25 protein-coding genes, 2 tRNA genes and 2 pseudogenes are annotated in these 24,052 nt (G+C 48.0%); 12 read left to right on the top strand and 17 right to left on the bottom strand.

The features are described 5' to 3' along the window. Positions 1-8: 8 nt before the first annotated feature. Positions 9-1,126: pseudogene (locus NX722_RS03765) on the bottom strand (phage portal protein). A gap of 75 nt (positions 1,127-1,201) precedes the next feature. Between NX722_RS03765 and NX722_RS03760 the strand changes: the two are divergent. Next, positions 1,202-1,480, top strand: coding sequence for a BrnT family toxin (locus NX722_RS03760; RefSeq protein WP_262566772.1), 279 nt, complete (start codon positions 1,202-1,204; stop codon positions 1,478-1,480). Beyond that, positions 1,458-1,709 (top strand): BrnA antitoxin family protein, encoded by a 252-nt coding sequence (locus tag NX722_RS03755; RefSeq protein WP_262566771.1) that lies wholly within the window; start codon positions 1,458-1,460, stop codon positions 1,707-1,709. The genes NX722_RS03760 and NX722_RS03755 overlap by 23 nt, the downstream gene beginning before the upstream one ends. On the opposite strand, the pseudogene NX722_RS03750 reads toward NX722_RS03755, so the two are convergent. Continuing rightward, a pseudogene (locus NX722_RS03750) lies at positions 1,675-3,411 on the bottom strand (phage terminase large subunit family protein). The gene NX722_RS03755 and the pseudogene NX722_RS03750 sit on opposite strands and share 35 nt — an antisense overlap. 112 nt (positions 3,412-3,523) lie before the next feature. Between NX722_RS03750 and NX722_RS03745 the strand changes: the two are divergent. After that, the gene (locus NX722_RS03745; protein WP_262566770.1) at positions 3,524-3,841 is read left to right on the top strand and encodes a DUF3489 domain-containing protein; all 318 of its coding nucleotides are present in this window, start codon (positions 3,524-3,526) and stop codon (positions 3,839-3,841) included. A gap of 11 nt (positions 3,842-3,852) precedes the next feature. After that, on the top strand, positions 3,853-4,188 hold the full coding sequence (locus NX722_RS03740) for a hypothetical protein (RefSeq protein ID WP_262566768.1): 336 nt from the start codon (positions 3,853-3,855) through the stop codon (positions 4,186-4,188). A 455-nt stretch (positions 4,189-4,643) separates the two neighbouring features. On the opposite strand, the gene NX722_RS03735 is transcribed toward NX722_RS03740, so the two are convergent. Next, complete coding sequence (locus NX722_RS03735) at positions 4,644-5,021, bottom strand: hypothetical protein (RefSeq protein WP_262566767.1); 378 nt, start codon at positions 5,019-5,021, stop codon at positions 4,644-4,646. Between the two features lie 70 nt (positions 5,022-5,091). On the opposite strand from NX722_RS03735, the gene NX722_RS03730 reads away from it, so the two are divergent. From NX722_RS03730 to NX722_RS03705, 6 genes are all read left to right on the top strand, one after another. Next, positions 5,092-5,382 (top strand): DUF2924 domain-containing protein, encoded by a 291-nt coding sequence (locus NX722_RS03730; RefSeq protein ID WP_262566766.1) that lies wholly within the window; start codon positions 5,092-5,094, stop codon positions 5,380-5,382. Then, a complete protein-coding gene (locus tag NX722_RS03725; protein ID WP_262566765.1) occupies positions 5,369-6,703 on the top strand; it encodes a recombinase family protein in 1,335 nt (444 codons plus the stop codon). The genes NX722_RS03730 and NX722_RS03725 overlap by 14 nt, the downstream gene beginning before the upstream one ends. Then, entirely contained in the window at positions 6,703-7,149 is a 447-nt protein-coding gene (locus tag NX722_RS03720; RefSeq protein WP_262566764.1) for a hypothetical protein, read from the top strand. The genes NX722_RS03725 and NX722_RS03720 overlap by 1 nt, the downstream gene beginning before the upstream one ends. A 101-nt stretch (positions 7,150-7,250) precedes the next feature. Continuing rightward, positions 7,251-7,451, top strand: a complete 201-nt coding sequence (locus NX722_RS03715) for a hypothetical protein (RefSeq protein WP_262566763.1) — start codon at positions 7,251-7,253, stop codon at positions 7,449-7,451. Between the two features lie 220 nt (positions 7,452-7,671). Further along, complete coding sequence (locus tag NX722_RS03710) at positions 7,672-8,748, top strand: hypothetical protein (RefSeq protein ID WP_262566762.1); 1,077 nt, start codon at positions 7,672-7,674, stop codon at positions 8,746-8,748. Positions 8,749-8,809: 61 nt separating this feature from the next. Then, positions 8,810-8,947: a hypothetical protein gene (locus NX722_RS03705; RefSeq protein ID WP_262566761.1), complete on the top strand. Its 138-nt coding sequence runs from the start codon at positions 8,810-8,812 to the stop codon at positions 8,945-8,947. Between the two features lie 292 nt (positions 8,948-9,239). Here the strand turns inward: NX722_RS03705 and NX722_RS03700 are convergent. The 11 genes from NX722_RS03700 to gspE all read right to left on the bottom strand — a co-directional run bounded on the left by NX722_RS03700 (position 9,240) and on the right by gspE (position 17,566). Next, positions 9,240-9,316, bottom strand: a tRNA-Asp gene (locus NX722_RS03700). Positions 9,317-9,384: 68 nt separating this feature from the next. Then, positions 9,385-9,460, bottom strand: a tRNA-Val gene (locus NX722_RS03695). 177 nt (positions 9,461-9,637) lie between these two features. Continuing rightward, positions 9,638-10,150 (bottom strand): type II secretion system protein M, encoded by a 513-nt coding sequence (locus tag NX722_RS03690; RefSeq protein WP_262566760.1) that lies wholly within the window; start codon positions 10,148-10,150, stop codon positions 9,638-9,640. Between the two features lie 9 nt (positions 10,151-10,159). After that, positions 10,160-11,566 (bottom strand): type II secretion system protein GspL, encoded by a 1,407-nt coding sequence (gene gspL / locus NX722_RS03685; protein ID WP_262566759.1) that lies wholly within the window; start codon positions 11,564-11,566, stop codon positions 10,160-10,162. Positions 11,567-11,575: 9 nt separating this feature from the next. Further along, positions 11,576-12,562, bottom strand: coding sequence for a type II secretion system minor pseudopilin GspK (gspK, locus tag NX722_RS03680; RefSeq protein WP_262566758.1), 987 nt, complete (start codon positions 12,560-12,562; stop codon positions 11,576-11,578). Further along, complete coding sequence (gene gspJ / locus NX722_RS03675) at positions 12,555-13,325, bottom strand: type II secretion system minor pseudopilin GspJ (protein WP_262566757.1); 771 nt, start codon at positions 13,323-13,325, stop codon at positions 12,555-12,557. The genes gspK and gspJ overlap by 8 nt, the downstream gene beginning before the upstream one ends. Next, positions 13,322-13,711 carry a type II secretion system minor pseudopilin GspI gene (gspI, locus tag NX722_RS03670; protein ID WP_262566756.1) on the bottom strand — a complete coding sequence of 130 codons (390 nt, stop codon included), beginning with the start codon at positions 13,709-13,711 and terminating at the stop codon, positions 13,322-13,324. Before gspI ends, gspJ begins: the two co-directional genes overlap by 4 nt. After that, complete coding sequence (locus tag NX722_RS03665) at positions 13,701-14,204, bottom strand: prepilin-type N-terminal cleavage/methylation domain-containing protein (protein WP_262566755.1); 504 nt, start codon at positions 14,202-14,204, stop codon at positions 13,701-13,703. Before NX722_RS03665 ends, gspI begins: the two co-directional genes overlap by 11 nt. Next, positions 14,201-14,680 carry a type II secretion system major pseudopilin GspG gene (gspG, locus tag NX722_RS03660; RefSeq protein ID WP_262566754.1) on the bottom strand — a complete coding sequence of 160 codons (480 nt, stop codon included), beginning with the start codon at positions 14,678-14,680 and terminating at the stop codon, positions 14,201-14,203. Before gspG ends, NX722_RS03665 begins: the two co-directional genes overlap by 4 nt. Positions 14,681-14,786: 106 nt before the next feature. Further along, positions 14,787-16,007, bottom strand: coding sequence for a type II secretion system inner membrane protein GspF (gene gspF, locus NX722_RS03655; RefSeq protein WP_262566753.1), 1,221 nt, complete (start codon positions 16,005-16,007; stop codon positions 14,787-14,789). Between the two features lie 29 nt (positions 16,008-16,036). Next, positions 16,037-17,566, bottom strand: a complete 1,530-nt coding sequence (gspE, locus tag NX722_RS03650) for a type II secretion system ATPase GspE (RefSeq protein WP_322740910.1) — start codon at positions 17,564-17,566, stop codon at positions 16,037-16,039. Positions 17,567-17,854: 288 nt separating this feature from the next. On the opposite strand from gspE, the gene NX722_RS03645 reads away from it, so the two are divergent. Beyond that, on the top strand, positions 17,855-18,505 hold the full coding sequence (locus NX722_RS03645) for a type II secretion system protein N (protein ID WP_262566752.1): 651 nt from the start codon (positions 17,855-17,857) through the stop codon (positions 18,503-18,505). A 30-nt stretch (positions 18,506-18,535) separates the two neighbouring features. Continuing rightward, complete coding sequence (gene gspD, locus NX722_RS03640; protein ID WP_262566751.1) at positions 18,536-20,668, top strand: type II secretion system secretin GspD; 2,133 nt, start codon at positions 18,536-18,538, stop codon at positions 20,666-20,668. 37 nt (positions 20,669-20,705) lie between these two features. Here gspD and NX722_RS03635 read toward each other — a convergent pair whose 3' ends face one another. The 3 genes from NX722_RS03635 to sucC all read right to left on the bottom strand — a co-directional run bounded on the left by NX722_RS03635 (position 20,706) and on the right by sucC (position 23,877). Beyond that, positions 20,706-21,581 carry a prenyltransferase gene (locus NX722_RS03635; protein ID WP_262566750.1) on the bottom strand — a complete coding sequence of 292 codons (876 nt, stop codon included), beginning with the start codon at positions 21,579-21,581 and terminating at the stop codon, positions 20,706-20,708. Positions 21,582-21,838: 257 nt separating this feature from the next. Then, entirely contained in the window at positions 21,839-22,711 is an 873-nt protein-coding gene (gene sucD / locus NX722_RS03630) for a succinate--CoA ligase subunit alpha (protein ID WP_262566749.1), read from the bottom strand. Then, positions 22,711-23,877 (bottom strand): ADP-forming succinate--CoA ligase subunit beta, encoded by a 1,167-nt coding sequence (gene sucC, locus NX722_RS03625; RefSeq protein ID WP_262568608.1) that lies wholly within the window; start codon positions 23,875-23,877, stop codon positions 22,711-22,713. The genes sucD and sucC overlap by 1 nt, the downstream gene beginning before the upstream one ends. Positions 23,878-24,052: the final 175 nt, after the last annotated feature.

Genomic DNA, 24,052 nt, shown 5'->3' with positions numbered 1-24,052 from the left:
AGTTCCAGCTAGCGATTCCACACCGGGCGGCAAAACTGAAACACCAGCTGGTTGTGCTGAATCTGCTGAATCCGTCGTCTGAACTCATTGAGAACCACTCGCAATGCCCGGTCACTGACCCCTTTCATATCACCGGACAGGATTTCAAAAGGCAGCCCGATACCGGCTGCGACTGCCATTAACTGCTGCCGAATAAAGTCGGGATAGTTACTGGCGGCACCCGGTGGGTTGTTGAAAGTAATTTCTTCGCTGGGCGAAAGCTCCTGCATGGTGCCGGGCTCCATGGCCACCATGGGAACACCCTGCAAATCCTAAACAATGGGGCGTCCGGTAAGTGGATCGACCTTTTCAGTTTCCGGAGCGGGCTTGGTGATAAAGCCGGTGAACAGGTTGGCAATTTCCTGCCGAAGCAAAGTGGCATCGTCAAACTTGTCCAGATGAAACATTCGCAATAACACCTGAGTCAGCAGAGGCTGCCCTCGCAGCTGCCCGGGTCGCAATGGTTCATACAGATGCAACACCTGTTCAGCAGGCACCCGTCGTAAATCAGCGGTATCAAGACTGGTGTAATCCGTTGGATGTTGCCGGTGCATCCAATAGGCCACCCGCTGTCCGATACCATTAAACTCAATTCCGGCCCGGATCTTATGTCCGTTCTTCAGGTCATCCTGATAGTCCCAGGGGACAAACTCAGCTTCCAGTAGCTGCAGCTGCAAAGGCACCGACAGACCGTCCGATGGTTTGCGGGGACGCAGTCGGACAAAACATTCGCCCGCTTCCAACATGGATCGGACAGCCAGCGATTGCTGCCCATAGAAATCCAGCAGGCCATCGGCATCGGACTCATCGGTCCAGTCCAGAAACAGGGTTTGCAGCTGTTTACGAAACGCATCATCCGTTGCTTCCTGCCCGTACCAACAATATTGGACACCAGTTTTTCCAGGCCAGAAGCCGCCCAGGGGTCATTACGAATGGCTGCCCTTGAGCGATTGATCAGCGTGCCGAGATTGCCCGTCAGAGAGTTATTGGAGCCAGTGGACGGCGCTGCCCAGCTTTGGCTACGCCGCCCTCTGCCTGCCGAGGTGTAAGCCAGGTTTTTCAGTTCAGGCAGCAACCAGCCTGCCATTCTTTGTCTGAGAGTCATACACAGTTCTCAAATTTGTGCTATTTTGTATGTACAAATGTAAATACAGAGCCAGTCATGCATTTTGAGTGGGATGATGCAAAAAATCAGGCCAACATCCGAAAACACGGCATCGACTTTCAGGATGCAGTAGACATTTTTAACCACCCCCTGCTCAGTCGTATGGATAACAGAACGGATTATGGGGAAGAGCGCTGGGTTGCTATCGGCCAAATTCGGTACATCACTGGTGTTGTTGTATACACAGAGCGAGTAGGCGATATCATTCGAATTATCTCTGCCCGAAAAGCCACAAAACAAGAGGCACGTCGCTATGAAGAAGCCATCAGCTACTGACTGGAAACAACTTGCTGCAATGGAAGATGAAGATATTGATACATCTGATATTCCAGAGCTTGATGACGAGTTCTTTAATCAGGCTGAATTACGGGTACCTGTGAAAAAGCCTGTAACCATCCGTTTGGATTCTGATGTTTTGGAGTGGTTTAAAGAGCAGGGTCAGGGCTATCAAACCCGAATTAACCATTTACTTAGAAAGTACATGGAAGCTCATCAATCCCGTTAGTCAGCGTGTCGGGTTGCTCCTGTTCGATCTGCACATCCGGTTCGGGTCTCTGTTCAGCTAAACGTTCCAGATCCAAACCTCGGTGCTGTTGCAGGATACGAACAGCCGTCAGTGCATACACCCGGCAATCCAGGGCTTCATTACGTTTCTTGCGGGCATCCCATTCAAAATAAGGGACACCGTGTTTGTATTTGCGAATCTTTTCTTCAGCGGTGGCCTGTTTGAAATAGTCTTCATCAAAACAGTCTTTGACCGGCCAGTGGCAATAACCAGCTCCCGGTTCCAGAATGCGATAACGCTGGTAGATCAGCTCTTTGGCAGTGTCGGTACCAACCAAGGTCAGATACACTCCTTTCTTGTTCCTGGTTTTAGGAAAGGTGGCGATGGGTTTGCCCGCCTGAGATGCACCCTTGATAGGAATCAGTCAGTCAGCCCCCTACTTTCTGGAAAAGGCATAGACTTCATCGGTGAAATGCCCGCCTGAATCCATGCACACCTGGGCCAGATTCATTAATACACCATCCTGGCGTCTATAAGGCTGCCGCAGTTTGTCTGCCAGAATGTTCCATATCCCGGGCCGGGACAGATCGCCATAAAGACGAACATAGTTGATCGACCAGCTTTCCTCACCGGCTCCCCAACCGACGACTTCATATTCAATGCGATCATCCTGAACATCGATGCCGCAGGTCAGCACCTCGACTGGCCTGGGTACTTCTTCCGGGTAATGCTCACGACGCTGGTAGAGCAATTCGTGATCGACGGTTTCTCCGGTTTCCTGCCAGGTTTGTCCCAGAACCGTATTGGTCCAGTCCTTCAACAGTATCGGATCATCCTTTGCCGCCAGAAAATCAGCAACCGCCTCTTTCCAGCTGTACCAGCCATTGGGACTGTAGAGTGAACTCAGGTGATAACCCCGAACTGCAGTATTGGCTTCAGGGTTCTGCGGTACCCATTGACCGTTTTCAAGCAGTCGGGGCTTGTCATGCTCCTGCATCCGATGACCACAAGAGATGCATTCAAAACAAGCGGTTTCAGGGTCATGGTTATCAAACCGGATCTGCTGCCACTCAATCGGCTGCATCTCACCACATTGAGTGCAGGGAACATGGTATTGCCGCTGGTCACTGGCCTGATAGGCCGATTCGATCTTGCTAACTCCGGCAATATTGGGTGTGGAGACCATCAGGATTTTACGATTACGGGAAAACGTCGCCGTTCGTTTAATCGCCAGATTGATGGGGCTGCCCTCCCCGTCCACATCGTCTTCATAAGCATCCACTTCATCCAGAAACAGGAAGCGGGCAGGCATGGAACGAAGACCGGTGGCAGAGTTGGCCCCGGTAATGATCAGCACCCCGTTGGGAAACTCCTTCACCATTTGCGTATTACCGGAATCCCTGGAGCGAGGGTCTTTGACCTTCTCTCTCAGGATCGGCATTTCCTCAATCATGGGCGCGATGCGCTGCTTGGAGGTTCGCTTGGCCATGTCCAATGTCGGCAGCACATACATCATTGGGCCTGGCGTGTGATGAATCACATAGCCCAGCCAGTTATTGCCACACTCGGTACCACCAACCTGCGCCCCTTTCATAAACGCTACCCGTTCAACCGGTGAAGAAGGCGACAGGCAATCCATAATTTCTTTCAGGTAAGGCGTGCGGGCAGTACGCCAGCGTCCGGCTTCTTTAGCCGCTTTCATGGGCAGGATTCGATGCTCATCGGCCCATTCGGAAACGGAAAGGCGTGTGTCGGGTTTAAGGCCAGCCAAAAAAGTACTGACCAGTCTGGTAAACAAAGGATTTTTGATTGCCATGAAAACACCGGACACTTACGACATCAGCCCACAAGGCAGGCAAGCCATCGGCATTGATGAAGAAGCCAAGCCGACCAAAAACAAAGGCAAAATCCGAACCGGCACCAAACTGCACACCGTGATTGAGTTGCTCAGTCGTCCCGAAGGTGCAGCCATCCACGAAATCATGCGAGAAACCGGCTGGCAGCAACATACGGTTCGGGGAACGCTGGCTGGATCGCTCAAAAAACGACTGGGGCTGACCATTGAGTCTGAAAAGCCGGAAGGCAAAGACCGAATCTACCGAATCACCGGTGGACTGGAAGCTCTCACATAAGAGGCAAGACTGTGAACCCGATACTTCTGGCCGCTGAACTCACCAGCGGCTCTTTTTTATCCTGCCTCCTGCTGCATCCTGATCGACAGACCTTACCCCACCTCACACGGTGGTATTCCAATCTGCATGAAGCTATTTTTTTGATTCAGTTGGGAGACTTGCACTACCTGAAGGGCAAAAGGGCTTGTGCTTTACATCGGGATTGGGAAGAGCATTGGGTAGATGTTCAGCCCCGGCTCTCTTCTTCAAAGCGACACCTGACATCCATTGCCCGAAGTCTGAAAATACAATCGATCTTGCTACATGATGCCGATGGCTGGAAACCGATAAACAAAAGCCCCGATTAACGGGGCCAATGCTGACGCTGAAAGTGATGCTTTCCAAGCTTCTTTATCACTCTGTTGCGCTCCCGCAACTCGTGAGTTCTGTCACTGCCTGCTGATGCCATTAATCGTTTAATACGTTGCGCTTGTTTGCGCTTGTTTGCGCTTGTTTGCGCCTGTGTGCACCCGACCTCGTGACAGTTCCTACTGTACGGATTTCGACCAACCAAATCATTGATCCTGCTCAAATCTTATTCGTGCAAACCTGTGACATGATGGTTGATTGTGTTTTAGCAGTGGTTGACAAAACTACTCATGGTTGACAGCTGAGAGCCTTATGAGCCGTGGCTTTCAGTACTTTTTGTCAACCACCTGTCAACCCCGATTTTTACTCTGTCGCTGGCGATATTCGGCGGTTCCGCCCACCCGCAAAAGACGAAGGTTCGCAGGGACCCCGACGAACACAATAACAGAAGTGGTTATTTACCCTGCCACCATTTGTCGGAATAAAGTCTCTCTTTTAGATCATTTATCAGAGATTCGTTTATCCACTCAAGTTGTAAATCACGCTCAAGGTTTATCAGGCTTTGCAATGCAACTGGATAGTATTGTGACTCTTTAATAAGGTTTAACACACCATAAACAAAACGATCTCCTGCCTGATGCAAATGCAAAGTTAATGCGTGTAGAAAAGGATATCCTGCAACTATTTCAGGTTTGTAGAATTTACTATATCCATAATAAGCATACAGAGCCTGATAGCTGTAAGCATGAGAAGAAAGAGCAAGAGCAAGAGCAAGAGCAAGAGCAAGAGCAAGAGCAACAAGCAGAATTTTAAGCTTATGTTTTAAGTTCATTTTCTTATTTTGACAGCCATTTTTTCCAAACCACGACTGGCAATATAGCCACCAATTCCCAATTGAACAATTGAGAACAGCTTTAATTCCAACTCCGGCGACAAATCTGGAGCTGACCACCCCAACCAGCGACACACAACCAAAGCCTAAAAACAGCCGTTTGTTCAGACCGCCTTTGGGTACGGTCATCACCAAAGAGTACAACGGTGAGGAACACTGGGTCATTGTCACACCGGAAGGGTTTGAGTACCGGGGAGTGATTTACAAAAGCCTGAGCAAAATTGCACAGACCATTACTGGCTCTAGCTGGTCGGGTCCTTTGTTTTTCGGCCTGAAAGGAGGTCAGAATGCCAACAACTAAAAACACGTTGGTGAAAAAACGATGCGCCATTTATACCCGTAAATCATCAGAAGAAGGGTTAGAGCAAGAGTTTAACTCGTTACATGCCCAAAGGGATGCCGCCGAAGCGTACATTCACTCCCAGAAGCATGAAGGCTGGGTACTGGTACCCGATGACTATAACGATGGTGGCTTTTCCGGAGGTAATGTTGAACGCCCTGCGTTGCAGCGACTGCTTCGGGATGTTCAGGCCGGGCTTGTCGATATTGTGGTGGTTTATAAGGTAGACAGGCTAAGTCGTTCACTGGCTGATTTTGCCCAGCTGGTGGATCTGTTTGATAAAAATAATGTGTCGTTTGTTTCCGTAACCCAGCAATTTAACACCACCAGCAGTATGGGAAGACTTACTCTCAATATTCTGCTGTCGTTTTCGCAGTTTGAAAGGGAAGTGACGAGCGAGCGCATCAGGGATAAATTCCTGCTCTCGAAAAAGAAAGGCATGTGGATGGGTGGCAACCCGCCATTGGGCTATGACGTAAATGAGCGCAAACTCATTATTAATCCGGCAGAGGCTGAAATTGTCAAGCTGATTTTTAAAACCTTCGTCAAAACACGCTCGATTATCGCCACTTGTGAAGTGGTCAACGAACAAGGTCATAAAACCAAGCAGATACCTTTGCGGGATGGTGGTAGCCGGGGAGGTATCGAGTTTGCCAAAAATACGATTCATCGCATTCTGAAAAACCGGATCTATATTGGCGAAATCGGGAACAAGGGCCAATGGTATCCCGGCGAACACAAACCGATTATCACTATGGATTTATGGGCAAAGGCCCATGGTACTTTCGATGTGCATGCCAGCCTGCGCTCCAGAGAGTCACGACACAGAAAGAACCCATCTTTCTTGAGAGGATTATTGTTCGGTCACGACGGCCATGCCCTAACCACCAGCAGCACCCGCCGTAACGGGCAACAGTTCCGTTATTACGTGAGTCGCACTGCACAAGCCAAAGGCTATAAAAACGCGTCCCTGCCGCCTCTGTCTGCCACTGCTGTTGAGAATCTTATACTTGAAGAAACCCGCAAAAGGCTGACCAGTCCGGAGCTGCTGTTTAAAGTGTGGCAGCAGGCCAGTGAGGTAGATAAAACCATCAGTGAAGACATCATTCGAACGGCGTTAAACGACCTCGCTTCCATTTGGGATGAATTGTTCGCACCGGAAAAGCGTCGTCTGGTTGAGTTGCTGATCAAGCGCATTGAACTGGATCTGAACCAAGTGACCATTTACTACCAACCGGATGGCATCAACGCCGTCACACAAGAACTGCAAGGAGCCAGATAATGGCAAGAATACGGAAAACCGCTGAAGAAACCGTTGAGTTTCTGGAAGATGAAAACCTGATCAAAGTCACTGTACCCATCCGGATTTTTCACCGGGGCGGTAAAGCCACCATTGAAACACCTGACGGCATGATTGGCCATGAGGATATAGTGTCTCTTCAGAGAGCTTTGATCCAGGGACACCGGTGGATGAAGAAGCTCGAATCTGGTCGGTTTAAAAATATGGAAGCATTGGCAAAAAAAGAAAAGACGGATAAAAGCCGTGTAGCCAAAGTGACTCGCCTGACCTGTCTGGCACCGGATATTCAGGAAGCGATTCTTTGCAATACCGGTGAGTGGGTACTTTCACTAAAAGACTGCATGAAGCCATTTCCTATTCTGTGGAATGAACAACGAGAACACTTTGTGAAAATCGCTGCTATTTCTCCCCGGTCACTGTCGAACTGATAGTGAACTACACTTGTCTCATACCAATCCTCGTCCGCAGTAAATCACCTCGTAAATCGAGTATACTTCAGCCCATCCATAATAATCCTGATTGAGACATCATGAGCTTTACGACCGAATCAACCGGCTACATCAAAACAGCCATTTCCGATCTTCAGGGTTCCTGGGAAAACCTGAAAGATGCGGTCGCTGAAGATTTTGGCTTTCCGGATTCAGATAAACTGATGTTCCATATTCATGAAGCGATGAGCTGGGAATCAGTGCGAGACTTGAATCGTAAGTACTCAAAAGCCGGTATATGAAGAGGAATAAACTCAATTTGTCGTCTAACCTTCAAACCCATGATTACTTTGCCCCCTGAAGATCCTTCCCCCATCCGCTTACTTTGAACTCGATTTTTTGAAAATGATCAGCAGCAACAGTCCTCATAACCTACTTTACCTTAGAGCTAAAGTAAATTTATCAGCTTGGGTGCTTGGGTGCTTGGGTGCTTGGGTGCTTGGGTGCTTGGATGGGATTGTTATGAGTCATTTTTATTTAGTCAAAAGAACCGCCAGGTTTTCAGAAAAAATGAAGAGTTGCTGGTTATTTTCGGTATTCTATTTATGTGTCGCACTTTTACCTTTCAAGCTTCGTGCTGAAGGTGTAACTGTTCGGATTGGGGCACATTTCATCGGTTTTGAAGGGTTTGAAAGAGAAGCTCTTGGAGTGGCTTTAAGAGAAGAGTTAAACAGAGCTCTGAATGAGGGCGAACAGCAAGCTGAAGGCGCTTCAGCCCAGATACCACTCCCTGAATCATGGGAAACGGTAATTTCAACTTATCAAAAGCACAGACGCAATAATAATTACTGGCTTACCCGTAAATTCAACAGCCAGCAAATTACCAGGCGGGCAGAACTTTTGGAGGAAGTATCACCGCTGCCTGTATACGGAGTATTTACAGGTGAATCCGGGCACCAGGTCAGGTATCTAACCGATGAGAATACCCTCTATCTGAGAACCCCTCCTGGCAGTAATCTGAGGGACAACGCCGGTTTCTTGGATGCCCCGGAGAACATACTGAGTGAAGTTCTGAATCGTCCTGCCCGGTACGATCTACTGGAAGCTTTGATAGCAGCGCACAGCTATCTTTTCACTAGCTACAGAGAAGCTAGAAATTATGCTGAAAGCCAGGAGAGTTCTGATTATGTTTGTTGCCCGCCCCATAGATTTTGGGCAATAGAGGATCTGGTGCTGACGATTCATGTCATAAGCAGGCAGCTCATGACATTACCCAATAACTTAGCTGCTGAAACACCGCTAAGTGAGTTACTTGACTCCCGGCAGCCCACTAGCGGTGATCTGACCATGCATTTCAGTGGCGAGAGATTCCGGCTGAATAGCTTAATTGGGCAAGCTGATTTGGAGTTTAACCAGTGTCTCAAATTTGTTATAGAACTCCTCGAGTTTTATAAGCAACGTCTTCAAGGCCAAGATGCCTCAGGTCACGCTTCTGGTGATGCTTCGGTGACGAAGGTTCTGGCCGACCTTGATCTGTTGATGCTGAGTATGCGCCAGGCTCTCATTGAGGCCGGGACAGAAAAGAAATCCATCCCCTAAATGAAAACTGATCTGAAATTCGAACTCGATTTTTTTGAAAATACACGGCAGCTTGAATCAGATGAAAGACACATTACTGCTGATACGCAATATTGCTAACCAAACTAAAGCACCAGATGAAGTGATGTACTGGCTTGAAGATGTTCAGGAATCTTTCGACCAAGCGTTAAAAGCCATCGACGAAGGGCAAGCAAAATAAAAAAGTTAGCATACCGTCCCGAGCCCCTACCGCCGGAATGTCAACGAACCGAAAGTTGAACCACAGCACAAAATAAATCTAAGTATCTGATTAAAAACAGGAAATTAAGCCGTGGTTCGCCAACTGCCGTAGGCCATGGCGTTTGAGATAAGAGAGAAAAACAGAGAAAAAACAGGCAAAAATGCAGTTAAACGACAGGTGCTGAAAACTACGAAGGAAACAGAAACAGCCCTTTATACTGGGCTAGATAAAACAAAACCCCAACGACAGATGTCGCCAGGGCTTTGAAATATGGCGGACCGGACGGGACTCGAACCCGCGACCTCCGGCGTGACAGGCCGGCATTCTAACCAACTGAACTACCGGTCCGCATAATCTTTCTGCAAAGAATCTTTCGAAAAAGGGTCTTTGTGAAGCTAGCGCTTCAAAATAACATTTGGTGGGTGATGACGGGATCGAACCGCCGACCCTCTGCTTGTAAGGCAGATGCTCTCCCAGCTGAGCTAATCACCCTGTCAGCGGATTTGAATTTTACGGATTGAGTGAAAGGAGTCAACAATTTTTTCCGTGAAAATTTTCCATCACCAATGGGTGACGGAGAAATATCTCACTCGTTCATGACTGTTCATGACTGACTGATTAATAAGATCATGCCAAGCTTTCAGCATTGGCAGGTTTGTTCAAATATAGTCAGTTAGACAGGTGGAGATAGATTTTCACCCGCCCTTCTTCTTTGCCCTTATCCAGCCGGACCTGTTGGACTGTCAGGTTAAACTTAGTGCTAAGTACGACCATCCAGCTCAGAAATTTCTGGTACGCTGCATCTTCAATCCAGACCCCCAGTCCCTTCCTGTCAGGCTGTACGCGACTCAGAGTAACGCCTGCCTGCTTTGCGGTACTGGCAACAATGGATGAAATCTCTCGTTGTCCACCAGCCGTTTTCTGTTTTCGTTGTTGGTCTTTGGCTGACTCATAATTGTCACCCATCCATTCCAGAACCACTTGCTGTCTTTGATAATCTTCTTTCTGACTACTATTCCAGCTACTTAACGGTTCCCATATCATCAGATAAAGCAGTGCTGCTGCCAGAAAAGTCCCCAGCCACTGTAAAGCCTGTCGATCCCTTGATGACAGAAGCTCGTACCGGGTTTGCAACTGCTGCCAAAAAGGGTTTTCCTGTATTCCTGCAATTAATTTGTGCATTCCCATAAATCACCTGCTGATGGTCATTCTTGCGTTAACACCGCTTTTTTCCTGATTGGCGCTGTCCAGCTTTGCCATCAGACCCGCTGATTTGGTCGCAGCAAGCAGCTTGTCGACAGATTCCAGACTTTCTGCTCTTAGCTCCAGTACAAGATTGCCGGTTGTATCGTTAAAGTCCATACTGACGGGCTTTATTTTAGCCTCAGGTAAAGAAGCAGACACTGCGGATACTTTTTGCAACAAAGGCAGGAATGGCTTGCTGCCAGGCTGGCTACCTGCCGTTTTCAACCGGCTTTCCATTCGACTTTTAACATTGATAGATCGATGTTCACTCTCCAGAGCTTCTCTGACCTGCTGATCCTGTGGAAAGACTTCAAGGTACAAGGCTGCACTTTGATCCCAGAACTGGTCAGCCTGGTGTTGAAAAGTCACACCTTCCCCAACCATCAGCCCAATTTCCAGCATCAACCAGAGGCTGGCAACCAGTGCAATTGGCTTCCATTTACGTAAACGTCGACCGGCACGTCTGGGACACTGGTAAGCACCTGAGCGCAAATCAACCAGTATCGAACGGAAGTTTTTACGCCGTGAAAAATAGAGGTTGGCAAAGTACTCAAAAACAGAGGCATTCAGACCTTTCTCTTCAACCAGCCACCCCTGCTCCGCCAGCCAGGAGCGTACCTGTTCAAACTTGTCATCATCAAGCGAAAAAGCACCTTCAGGAAACCGTAGTTTTATACTGGTTACGGCAGGCGAATCTGGCTCAAGATCAGGACTCTGAACAATATCATCTTCACTGCCTGAACGGTTTACTTCCTCCAGAACGAAACGCAACGCTTCATAATCCAGATGATTGGCACTCTGGCCTGGAATCAGGACGTTGACGGACTGACTCTCCATCAGGATCAGCAACTGACCCGCTTCCGTTTCAAGCAACTGGGTTTCAGCGAGCGCATTATCAATACTCAATTCCTGTCCATCCATAACAGCCAGCAAGATCTGAAACTGCTTATGGGAAAAACCGGATACTGAAACATTCTCTTTATCTGAAGACAACTGGCTGGCCAGATGAAGAGTATCAACATCTTCAGCAAGATCCTCTTCCAGCATATAAGGCAGAGCCGTATTCAGATGCTTGCGCTGTCCGCTGTTGATAGACAGCAGTCGGTGAAAGGCAAGCGTTCCCGGCAGTAACACAGTTACCTGATCTGGAATATGGTCTTCCTCTATCTGAGTATTCTGCCCGGCTTCTATTCCCTTGACTGCAAGATAGTCTCTTTTGATATTTCTCAGTTCCGAAACATGAACTTCTCCCTGAAGTTCGCCTTGTCCGGAAAATATCCCCCACTGAGTCAGCGTACTGTCATTGATTACAGCTGAGGGTGGGTGAATTCGTATTAACAGGATGCTTTTCATTGTTAGACCTCAGGATTCCTTATTGGCTGTCACCCAATAGTCGTTCGGTCCAATTTCACGCCCTGCGACTTGAACCTTTCCATCAGCATTACGAACCAGTAACGTTCTCATGTAGAAAACAGTGTCACGGTACGTTGCTTTTATATAAACGTTAAAATAACTACTGCTAAACTCAAATCCTGCCGCTTTTAATTCTGCGGTCTTATCTTTAAGGGCTGGCAACTTTGTCATATCTTCCAGTTTTGCAAAGCCTTCACCGGTACGGGAATCAATAATAGCCTGCGCATCCCCTTCTGTAATTTTATCAGACAAGGAACGCAACACTTCTGGTAATGCACTGTTGACATTGATTTTGGATTCTTTTGGCAAGGCAGTCACCAGGGGAGTCAGTAATTCAAACTCTTCTTTGCCAACCCCCTGGATCAAGCGTAACTCTGACAGCGAAACCAGCGGGAAATCAGCAGTTCTGCGAGGTGGATCAAGAACAAGGTAGTGGTTATCTTCAGCTCCGGTCTCTGACGGTTCCTGCTCACTGTCAATCCAGTCTTTGATGGTGTATGTCAGTTGTGTATCAATTCCAAGGTTCTTGAGGATAGTTTCAAATTGAGACTTATACCGCTTGCCATCCAGCGCTTCGGCATTTAACCAGTTAAGATTGAAACGGCCATTCTCATCAATAATCTGCAATTCAATGTCCCCCTGTTCAACCGGATACCCAACGGTCTTAACATTCCAGCGTTCCCCCTCGTGATCCACCTGTCGCTTCTTTTTTTTATCCTCTTCAAAATCCTGCTCCAGTAGCAAAGCGACATACTGCTCTGCAGAAAGAGCATGATGCTTAGCCTGAACTCGCTCAATAAACCGGCTGTTTTTTTCAGTATGCAGCCAGAGACTGGTCACCATTTGTGATGCCATAAGCGTGATCATGGAAAAAATAAGCAGTACATAAATCAGGGCTATGCCCTTTTGCTGATTCATTGAGGTCTCACTAATCATCGTTGTCAGACTCCTCTTCGATCTGTGAAGCCTGATCCTTTTTCATTCTGTTTTCAGCCTTGCCTTTTTCCTCATCAGGCTTTGGCTTCTCGGTTTCAGAAGGTTTATAAGTCAACAGTGGTAATATCGTCGTTAAAACCCCGTACTCTTTGTGCTGAAGCGTCAACTCAATAGCATGGGGAATTTGTGGGCGCTCTTCCGCACCTCCTCTTACTTTACCGGCAGCGGTTGCGGCGGTTTGGGCGACCTGCTGTTGTCCCTGATTTTTTGGTGGCCATGAGTGTTGCCAGCGCTTTTTTTCATCCATAAACTTTAGCCGGGCACCCGTCACATCACTCATCAAAACCTGTCGAACCACCACCGGATCTGCCGCCCTGTCCAACATTAGCCAGTAGTACCTGACTAACTCATCTTCCTCGAGGCTGTAGGCAACCCTTTGCATATTGCTCCGAATTTCCTGAATCGGGTTACGCCATCCAAATCGGGTAAATTCCAGCAGTTCTCCATTTTTACCGGGAGCCAGCATGGCTTTTCGTCGGTCTCCAAACTCGTCCCTAACGGGTCTGGGAGCAATCTGAAACAGGTCTTTTTCAATCACAACCATGGTTCTCTGCAGTCCATCAAGACGATCCAGAATCCCGTCAGTTACCTGCTGAGCCCGGCTGACGGAGTCAAACAGTTTATAGGCTGCGGTGCTGATCATGGCGAAAATCAGTATCGCAATCATTAACTCAATCAGCGTAAAGCCCCGGCTCTGCTTCATTTTTTGGGCTTCCTGAAATACGAAGTTAATGAATACAGCCCTGTCTCATCGTCCTCCGGCTTGGCTCGACCGATAAATACTTCGACCACCACCTTTCTGAAATCAGGAATACTGGTGGTTCGGGTCACCTGACGTATATACCAGTCATAACCAGCATAGGTCTCGTTTTTTCCCTTGACGCCTTTGTCCGGCCATACCTTTTCAGCCTGTAAGCGACTCATGTAATGATCAGCCACCTGGGCAGCCAGAACTTTTTCCTGCATATACCTTGTCTGGCGAATACTGTTCCCATCCGACAACATCAACATGGCAGCCGCTACCGCAAAAACAGCCAGCGCCACCATTACTTCAATTAGCGTAAACCCTCTGCTGTGGTCAGCGGGCAACCTCAATATCCGACAAGCCATCGGTTTGCAAAACCACCGTTTGTTTTTTGTTTTCCACGGGACTGACGGACAATGCAAAAGGCGTAACCTGTCTGTCAGAGTAAAATACGATCGAAGGTCCTTCGTCAGTGATATCCAGGGCAGGCAGAGCCTCGTCTGCGGTATTCAATATCATCTGTATGGATGCAGGAGGCCGGTAGGGCTGGAAGGGCTTTTCGTTGATGGGTAACCATTCCCTGCCTTCCAGAGGCAGAACCCACCAGCGATAAAAACCGTCCTCGCCAATCGAAAAGCCATATTCAGCATTTTCCAATAACGCTTTGTCCCGTACCTGTTCAAACAGCACCTGCAGGCGCCCTGCCTGCTGCTGAGTGGTTTTCTGAACACTTCCTGTAATCGGACTCAACAGGGTAATACCCAGCAGTATGCCGATGATCAGAAGGACGACCAGCAGCTCTACCAGGGTGAAGCCCTGTTGCAACTTTAGCTTCACGAATCGGTATCATCCCAGTTGGTAATATCAGCATCCAGCCCATCTCCTCCTTCTCGCCCGTCAGCCCCTTGCGAATAAAGGTCGTACTTCCCATGATTGCCCGGTTGCAGATACAGGTAAGGATTTCCCCAGGGGTCAACCGGCATCCGCTTCAGATAGCCTTCCGGATTCCAGTTTCTGGGCTCAGGCGCAACAGTAGGCTTCTTAACCAGGGCATCCAGCCCCTGATCGGTATTTGGGTAAAAACCATTATCGAGTCTGAACAGCTCAAGCGCCTGAGAAACCGTTTCTATATCTGAACGAGCCACCGTCACCTTAGCCTGATCGGGGCGACTGAGAATTTTTGGTGCCACCATGGCCGCCAGAATTCCCAGAATAACCACAACCACCATAATCTCGATCAGTGTGAAACCTGCCTGACGGAACGCCCCCCCTGATCGTTTGTTATATCGCTCTTCTCGTATATGTAGTTTCATTATTCACTGACCTCGTTAATGAATTCCCTGACACAGCCATCCGTTAATTGCTCCACTCTTGATCGCCTCGCACTTAATCACCTCAGACAGCTCACACGGCTGAGGATTAGTTCAGCAACTGATTCATATTGAGAATAGGCAGGAGGATTGCCAGTACAATCACCATCACGACCCCACCCATCACCACCAGCATCAGGGGTTCAAACAGCCCCAGCAGCATCGCAATACGACCATCCAGTTCCATTTGCTGGTTTTGCGCGGTTCGTTCCAGCATTTCATCCAGCTCACCGGTAGACTCGCCACTACTGATCATATGCAGCATCAGTGGTGGAAAATAGCCAGTACCCGATAACGCTTTATTCAGGCTGGACCCTTCACTGACTTTTTTTGCGGCATCAATGACCGCACCCTGAATAGCCCTGTTTTCCACCACCTGCGCAGAAATCATCAATGCTTCAACCAGAGACACCCCCGAGCGGGTCAGAATACTCAATGTACTGGCAAATCGTGCCGCACTGAGGCTGCGACTGAAACGACCCAGCACCGGTAGCCGCAGAAAAACCTGATCCCAGGACAGCCGGACAGAGGGCCTTTTGAGTGCCTGACGACAAATAAAAACCGTCATGACAATCAGAATAAACAGCACCACCCAGTAAGACTGAAAACCTTCACTGGCAGCAATGAGTGCGACGGTAATACCCGGCAGCTCCTGCCCTGTATCAACAAACACTTTAACCACATCAGGTACTACATACCCCAGCAGAAAGCTGACTATACCCACTGCAGCAACCATCAAAATAACGGGGTAGAGCAAAGCCTGCTGAACCTTCTGTATGGATTGCATGCGAGCTTCTGTGTAGTCCGCCAGACGATTTAACACTTTGTCCAGATAACCAGCATGCTCTCCCGCCGTGACGGTCGCCCGGTACATCTGCGGGAAAATTTGAGGGAAACCTTCAAGGCTCTGAGCCAGCGTATAACCTTCCAGAACCCTGGAGCGAATGGCCAGCAAGATATTCTTCAGCCGCCTTTTCTCCTGCTGAGAAGCGACTCCTTGCAGTGCCTCTTCCACCGGCATGGCAGCCTGTATCAGGGTTGCCAGTTGTCGGGTGATCGTAGCCAGCTCGACAGCGGAAACCCCGCGATGAAATAACGAGGAACGACCGCCGGCTTTATTCTTTTTCTGTTCGTCCACGGCATCCACAGACAGTGGCGTCCACTGACGGTCACGTAGAATCTGGCGAACCTGACGATTACTGTCGGCCTCAAGTGTACCCCGGTGTTGCTTTCCCTCCGGATCGAGGGCTATGTATTCAAATGCAGCCATGATCGTAGTTTATCCGCCTCCGGTACGGATCAATCTTTCTGGGTTACCCGCAACACTTCTTCCAGGGTTGTGACACCTTCCAGTACCTTGCGACTGCCATCGTCACGAATACTGGGGCATGTACGACGAACGTAATCGTTAATAGACTGCTCACTCTCACCGGAGTGAATCATTCTGCGCATGCTCTCATCCAGCATGACGACTTCATAAATGCCGGTACGACCACGGTAGCCACTCTGATTACAGTCTTTGCAACCAGCGGCATGGTACAAGGTCACGTTATCATCCACAGTGACACCCAACTCCTGACACTCAACAGCGTCCGGGGTATAAGGCTGTTTGCAGCTATCACACAACATCCGTACCAGTCGCTGAGCAACGACTCCCAGCAAACTGGACGACAACAAGAATGGTTCAATTCCCATATCCTGCAAGCGCGTCAGGGCTCCGATGGCGGTATTGGTATGCAATGTTGACAATACAAGGTGACCCGTAAGGCTGGCCTGAACCGCTATTTCAGCCGTTTCTGTATCCCGGATCTCACCCACCATCACGACGTCGGGATCCTGCCGCAGTATGGCACGCAGCCCCCGGGCAAAGGTCATATCCACCTTGGTGTTCACCTGAGTCTGACCTATACCTTCAAGGTTGTATTCAATGGGGTCTTCGACAGTGAGGATGTTTCGGCACTTGTCATTCAATGTGGTCAGGCTGGCATACAGGGAGGTTGTCTTACCGGAACCGGTCGGTCCAGTCACAAGAATGATACCGTAAGGGCGACCGAGGAGCTTTGACACTTCACTCATATCTCTTTCAGCCATACCGAGATGTTTCAGCTCCAGTCGACCTGCCGCCTTGTCGAGAAGACGCAGCACTACACGCTCACCATTACTCGATGGCAGAGTAGACACCCGCACATCCACTTCCTTGCCTGCCACTTTCAGGGAAATACGCCCATCCTGCGGGATACGCTTTTCTGCAATATCCAGTCTTGCCATAACTTTGATACGGGATACCAGCAGTGAAGCCAGGGTGCGCTGCAACCGCAGAATTTCCCTGAGTACACCATCAACCCTGACTCTGACAACCAGATTGGATTCAAAGGTTTCTATGTGAACATCCGATGCACCTTCCTTGATCGCCTCCGTCAATAAAGCGTTAATCAGGCGAATAACCGGCGCGTCATCACTTTGCTCCAGCAGGTCTTCTGTCACTGGCACAGCTTCAGCAAGACTGCTCAAATCCATGTCATCACCAATTCCGGCTGCGTCCTGCAATGCTTCGGAACTGTCATTGTGATAACACTGTGAAAGCACCTCAGCCAGCTGATCATTACTCACATTACGATAAACAGGTGACTGACCGGCAAGACGGACAATTTCAGCAAAAATATGAGCCGAAGGAGACACCGTAAAATAAACAACGGGCCTTCCCAGATCCCAGACCAGTACAACACCGTGACGCTTGGCAAATGAAAATGGCAGACGCAGACAGGCAGGATCACGTTCTTCGCTTTCTTCAACAACGTCAGCTGCTACAGTGTCAGTCGGGGTGGACAAGAGCTACTCCTTCTTTAAATCAATAATTATTTAGTAGAAAAGGTCTCTATATAGAATGAGCATTTTTTTGAATCTTCGCTCACAAATTTATCACCAACATCTGAATTTGAATTATTCTAGATCAGACAATAGTGGAATTGTGATGCAATATTGGCATTTTACAACTTCAAAACAAAAAATGATTTTCCATAATCAGAAAACCAGCTTTAAAAAATGGAACCCTTATGCTTTATTTAGACTATTAGTCAGTCCATGACCCAACCACTTTTTCAGCCATCAGAGAACATTATGAATCAAGAGGTCATGGCCACCTACTTTAAATGGGGCCAGCGCAAAAACAGAATCCTGATAACAACATTGCTTTGCATTGCCATGTTTATCAGTCTCGGAATTCAGGGTTTACAACTCTTCAAAACCATTCAGGATACAGGCAGTACAAATCTGGAACCAAAGTCAGAATTAACTCAGGAACCTCAGGCTTTATCGGCTAAAGACTTTGACCTGCTGTTTGGGTTTAACAATCAGACTGAAGCCCGAAGTCAGTCAGCCGAGATTCCCAAAACAAAACTTAATTTAATTCTCAGGGGGGCTCTGGCAGATATTGGTTCAAACACTGAAGATTCCAGCGTCATCATCCAGGGCAACAGTCAGGATAAGCTTTACTCGTCTGGCGACTCACTGCCCGGAGGAGTCACTCTGAAGGAGATTCATCCAGACCATGTCATTCTCAGTCGCAATGGACAGCTGGAAAAGCTCTATTTTCCTGATTCCGGTATAGACTCACGGACCCTTCAGGAATACCAAAAACCGGCATCGGATGATGCGAAACAAGCAATTGAACGCCCCGGTTTTACACAAGATCCGGATGACAAGTCACTTGAACAGCGAATGCAGGAACTTAGAGACAAGTTACAGCAGGCTAATCAAGGGATTCAATAAAAGAATTACAACTTATTCAATGGTTAAGTGATGAAAATGAAAGAGTGCTACAAGGCTAATTTTGCACCAAAATCGCTTCTTGCGTGTTTGCTGTTATTTTCATTGCAGGGAAGCCTGAATGCCGCTCCGGTATCATCTGAAACAAATGTACAAATTTCAGATCGTCTATTGGCTCAAGCGCCATTAAACCGACAGGCGCCCAAGCAGGGAATCAATTCACCCTCTGATTCTTCATCAGAAAAATCGTCAGAAAAAAAGTGGAGCCTGAATCAACAAAATGCTGACATTCGCGAATTCATTGCGCAAATTGCCAAAATAACCGGTGAAACTTTTGTCATTGACCCTCGAATAAAAGGTGGTAATACCGTTTCGGTGATTTCAACCAAACCACTCAGCAGTGATGAAGTTTACGATGTTTTTCTGGAAGTTCTTTCAGCCAATGGTTATGCCGTCATTCCCAAAGGCAACATCATCAATATTGTTCCCAGCACAACCGCAAAAACCAGCAGCCCGAACGAATCGACACAAAAACCACGCGATGCAGTCATGACAACAAGAGTCATTGAACTGCACAGCGTTTCCTCTATCGAGCTGATTCCGATTATCAGGCCACTTATTGCACAATACGGTCATGCTGCCGCTTCTGCGTCCAGCAATGCCGTTATTGTCAGCGACCTTGCCGATAACGTTGAACGCATCGCCAAGCTGGTTAAGGAGCTGGATGAAGCGGGCAACAATGATTATGAAGTGATACAGCTGAAACACGCCTGGGTTGGCGATATTGCCAAAATTATTCAGGACACCCTGACAACTGCCAAGGGTCAGTTACCCAGTGGACTACAGGTCATTGCTGACGAACGCAGCAACCGGCTGGTGATCAAAGGTAATTCCAGTAAGCGGATTCGGGTTCGAAAACTGGTTGAAACCCTGGATAAGCAAGGCATCCGAAAATCCACTACCAAGGTGATGTTCCTGAGTTATGCCGACTCGAAAAACCTGGCTGAAATCCTCTCTGAGGCATCAGGTACCATTCAGGACAGTCAGGATAAAATAGGCAAGTCATCCGCGTCTGCTCCTGCATCACAGCCAGCTTCTGCCGCCCCAAAAGTACAGGCAAAAGGGCAGCCCTCCGGTAAAAGCAGCAAGAACAAAAACCAGAACGTCTTCGTAAAAGCTGATGAAACCCAGAATGCACTAATACTTATTGCGGACCCCGAAACGCTGACAGAGATGGAACACATTGTCCGACAGCTGGATGTTCCAAGGGCGCAGGTTTTGCTTGAGGGCGCTATTGTTGAAGTGTCCGGTGATATCGGTGATGCTCTGGGGGTTCAGTGGGGTATTGATGGAACCAAAACTATATCTTCAAGGGGAGAAAAAGGCGAAACCAACATTAGTTCAGTCATTGGCAGTCCTTTGGAGAATAACGCAAAAAATATTCCAATCGGAACACTTGCGCTCAGAGGCGCAAACTTTGGTGTACTAGTCACTGCATTGAGCAAAAAAGCCAACAGCAACATACTCTCTACCCCAAGCATGCTGACGCTTGATAATGAAGAAGCAGAATTTCAGGTTGGTAAAAATGTACCAATAAAAACTGGCTCTTATCAAACTGGTAGTCAGGGTTCATCCAGCAACCCATTTACTACCACAGAACGTAAAGATATTGGTGTCAAACTAAAAATAACGCCTCATATCAATGAAGGTAACAGCATTCGGCTTGAGCTAGAGCAAGAAATCTCAACGCTTGACCAAACCGTTGTCATAGAAGACGATTTTGTATTTAACACCCGAACCCTTAAAACAACAGTATTGGTTGATGACAGTCAGACTATCGTGATCGGTGGTTTGATTGAAGATGAATCAGGAGCCAGTAAGTCCAAAGTACCTTTGCTCGGAGATATCCCTCTATTAGGGCAACTCTTCCGAAGTACAAATACAACGAATAAAAAACGAAACCTTATGCTCTTTATTCGCCCAACCATTATGCGGAACTCTGAAACACTAGCGAAAGCCACACAGGATCGTTTCTCTAAACTTAGGGTTCTGCAAAGCGCGCCAGGCAAACCTGACACCTTGCCGGACAACCTGGATTCACTGTTTGAGGCAGAAGCCTTTGACCTTCGAAAGCAGGATAAGGCTCCCTGGCAATCAAAGGATTAGAAAACATCATTAAAAAAGGGCTGGTTTCAGCCCTTTTTTACATCACACTGAAAATATAACCCACTCCAAAAGCAATGAAGTAGCGACCAGTCAATGGGGGCAAGCTCACCAACTGGACATCACCGACTTCGCACATCAGCAATCGAAGTGGTTGCCAGACAAAGACTAAAGATAGAAGTAATAATAAAGGGTTTTGTATCGCGCCAATAATAAACAGATAAAAACTCAATGGGTAAGTTAATAAAAGGCACAAAGCGTACAGCGCTTTAGAGTTATTAAAGCCAATCTTTACTGTCAGAGTACCGATTTTATTCGCTTTATCATCAAGGTAATCCCTCAATTCATTAGCCAGCAGCAAGGCTGACGCCAACAGGCTAACCGGCAGAGAAATTAATACAACCTTATTACTCCACTCCGCAGACACTGCATAATAGGAACCACTGACCATAAGAACCCCGGTAAGCAGGAAAACGGCAGGAACCCCCAGACCACGGCTTTTGTAATAAATAGGTCCACCCGTATAAAAATAACCGGCAATAATGCCAGAAGCTCCAAAGACCAGCAGCTGCCAGCCAACATCAATCACCAGATAAATACCCATTAAAGAGGCAATGAAGGTAAGCACACCTGCAACCAGAAAATTAAACCGGATACGTTTGACCGCCAGCACAGCCATTCTCCCCGTGCGATTTTTCCACAAAGCCAGGTCTGCATGATCGTTAGCCAGATTACTGGCAGCCTGCAACAAGACTCCGGCCAGGATGACGAGTACACCTCTCAGGGGATCTCCCAAATCATGGACAAACGACAAGGTTACGCCAAGGCCACAGGTAATTAACGCAACAGAATAAGAGAATGGTCGAAGCGCTCGAATAAAGCGGTATTTATCTGGATTCAGGTAAGGCGTACCCACGGGCTAATCCCTGACAACTATGAAATAAATAAAGACTGGTATTTCGCGAGCCATTGCAAGTGGTGAACATCAGTCGTGCGCTACTAGAACACAACACCAGACAGGTTGCAACGACAAACCCAGAGCTTTCAATGGCTAACAGAATTAAACCCCGACTTGAAAAAAGTCGGGGCTTACTTTGTTGACAAGAGTTGTTGACAAGACTTGTTGACAAGAGTTGTCGGCAGGATAGTTTACAACGATAACTGGTCGTAAAATTACCAGTTCGTTACATCTTTAAGCGCTTCACCAATATCAGCAAGGCTTCTAACCGTTCGAACACCCGCCGCTTCAAGCGCTGCAAACTTTTCGTCAGCAGTACCTTTACCACCCGAGATGATAGCGCCCGCATGTCCCATTCGCTTACCCGGAGGTGCAGTCACACCAGCAATATAAGAAACCACTGGTTTGGTCACATGATCCTTGATAAAGGCCGCAGCCTCTTCTTCTGCGGTACCACCAATCTCACCAATCATGACAATGGCTTCCGTCTGGGTATCTTTCTCAAACTTTTCCAGAATATCGATAAAGTTTGAACCGGGAATCGGATCGCCACCTATGCCAACACAGGTAGACTGCCCAAAACCATAGTCCGTTGTCTGCTTAACCGCTTCATAGGTCAGCGTACCTGAACGGGAAACGATTCCAACTTTGCCCGGCTTGTGAATATGACCCGGCATAATTCCAATCTTGCACTCTCCCGGCGTAATAACCCCCGGACAGTTAGGCCCAATCAACTGAACCCCGAGTTCATCACAACGAACTTTGCACTCCAGCATATCCAGTGTTGGAATACCCTCAGTAATGCAGACTATCAGCCGGATACCTGAATTTGCCGCTTCAAGAATAGAATCCTTACAGAAGGGAGCAGGCACATAAATCACTGATGCCTCAGCTCCGGTGCTATCAACGGCTTCAGCCACCGTATTAAATACGGGCAGGCCAAGGTGGATCTGCCCACCCTTGCCCGGGGTGACACCACCCACCATCTTTGTGCCGTAAGCAATGGCCTGTTCAGAATGGAAGGTACCCTGAGAGCCCGTAAATCCCTGGCAGATAACTTTAGTGTCTTTATTAATCAGGATGCTCATTACTTGCCCTCTGCTGCTGTAACAACCTGTTGCGCAGCTTCTGTCAAACTGGTTGCTGCAATAATGTCCAGACCACTGTCAGCCAGCTTCTGCGCGCCCAGCTCGGCATTGTTGCCTTCCAGCCGAACCACTACGGGTACTTCAACACCCACTTCCTTAACGGCACCAATAATGCCATCTGCAATCAGGTCGCAGCGAACGATACCACCGAAGATGTTAACCAGAACCGCTTTTACACTGTCGTCTGAAAGAATAATCTTGAACGCCTCGCTGACTCTGTCCTTGGTCGCACCACCACCGACATCAAGAAAGTTTGCCGGAGCGCCACCATGCAACTTAACAATATCCATGGTACCCATGGCCAGACCCGCACCATTGACCATACAACCAATATTGCCCTCCAGGGCAACATAGTTTAATTCCCACTGGGCAGCATGAGCTTCTCTGGAATCTTCCTGTGAAGGATCATGAAAGGCTTTCAGCTTGGGCTGCCGGTACATGGCATTGCCGTCGATCACCACTTTTGCATCAAGACAGTGAAGATTACCTTCGGATGTGATCACCAGCGGATTAATTTCCAGCAGTGCCAGGTCATTTTCCTGAAATAACCGGGCCAGTCCGAGAAAAATTTTGGTGAACTGCTTAACCTGATCACCCTGAAGGCCTAGTTTGAAAGCTAGCTCCCGTCCCTGATAAGGCTGCGCACCTGCCAGAGGATCAATGATCGCCTTGAGAATTTTTTCCGGTGTTTCAGCGGCTACCTTCTCAATTTCAACGCCACCTTCAGTCGATGCCATAAAAACAATACGACGGCTGGAACGATCAACCACGGCACCCAGATACAGTTCCTGATCAATATCGGTACAACTTTCTACCAGAATTCTACTCACCGGCTGACCATTTTCATCGGTCTGGTAGGTAACCAGATTCTTACCCAGCCACTGTTCTGCGAATGCCCGGATTTCATCCCTGCTGCTTACCAACTTTACGCCGCCGGCTTTACCACGTCCGCCGGCATGGACCTGAGCCTTGACAACCCATTTGTCGCCACCAATGATGTCTGCTGCGGCTACTGCCTCTTTCGGCGTGTCGGCGGCAATACCCTTAGACACAGGCAGGCCATATTCAGCAAACAGTTGCTTACCCTGATATTCGTGGAGATTCATACTGACACTACCATTGTTGTTAATATTATTGTTATTAAAACAGCCATGAGTAGAAATACAGTTCACACTTCCGGGCATAGTAATAGCCTGTGAGTCTGAAAACTGTATTTCCTTAAAAAATAGTCCCACGATCCACATTTGCAGATCAAACTCTTTAATGCAGCAACTGCCTGAA

The sequence above is a fragment of the Endozoicomonas gorgoniicola genome, assembly GCF_025562715.2.
In the GTDB taxonomy this organism is placed as follows: Bacteria; Pseudomonadota; Gammaproteobacteria; order Pseudomonadales; family Endozoicomonadaceae; genus Endozoicomonas_A; species Endozoicomonas_A gorgoniicola.
This window is presented reverse-complemented; position numbering and strand designations above follow the sequence as displayed.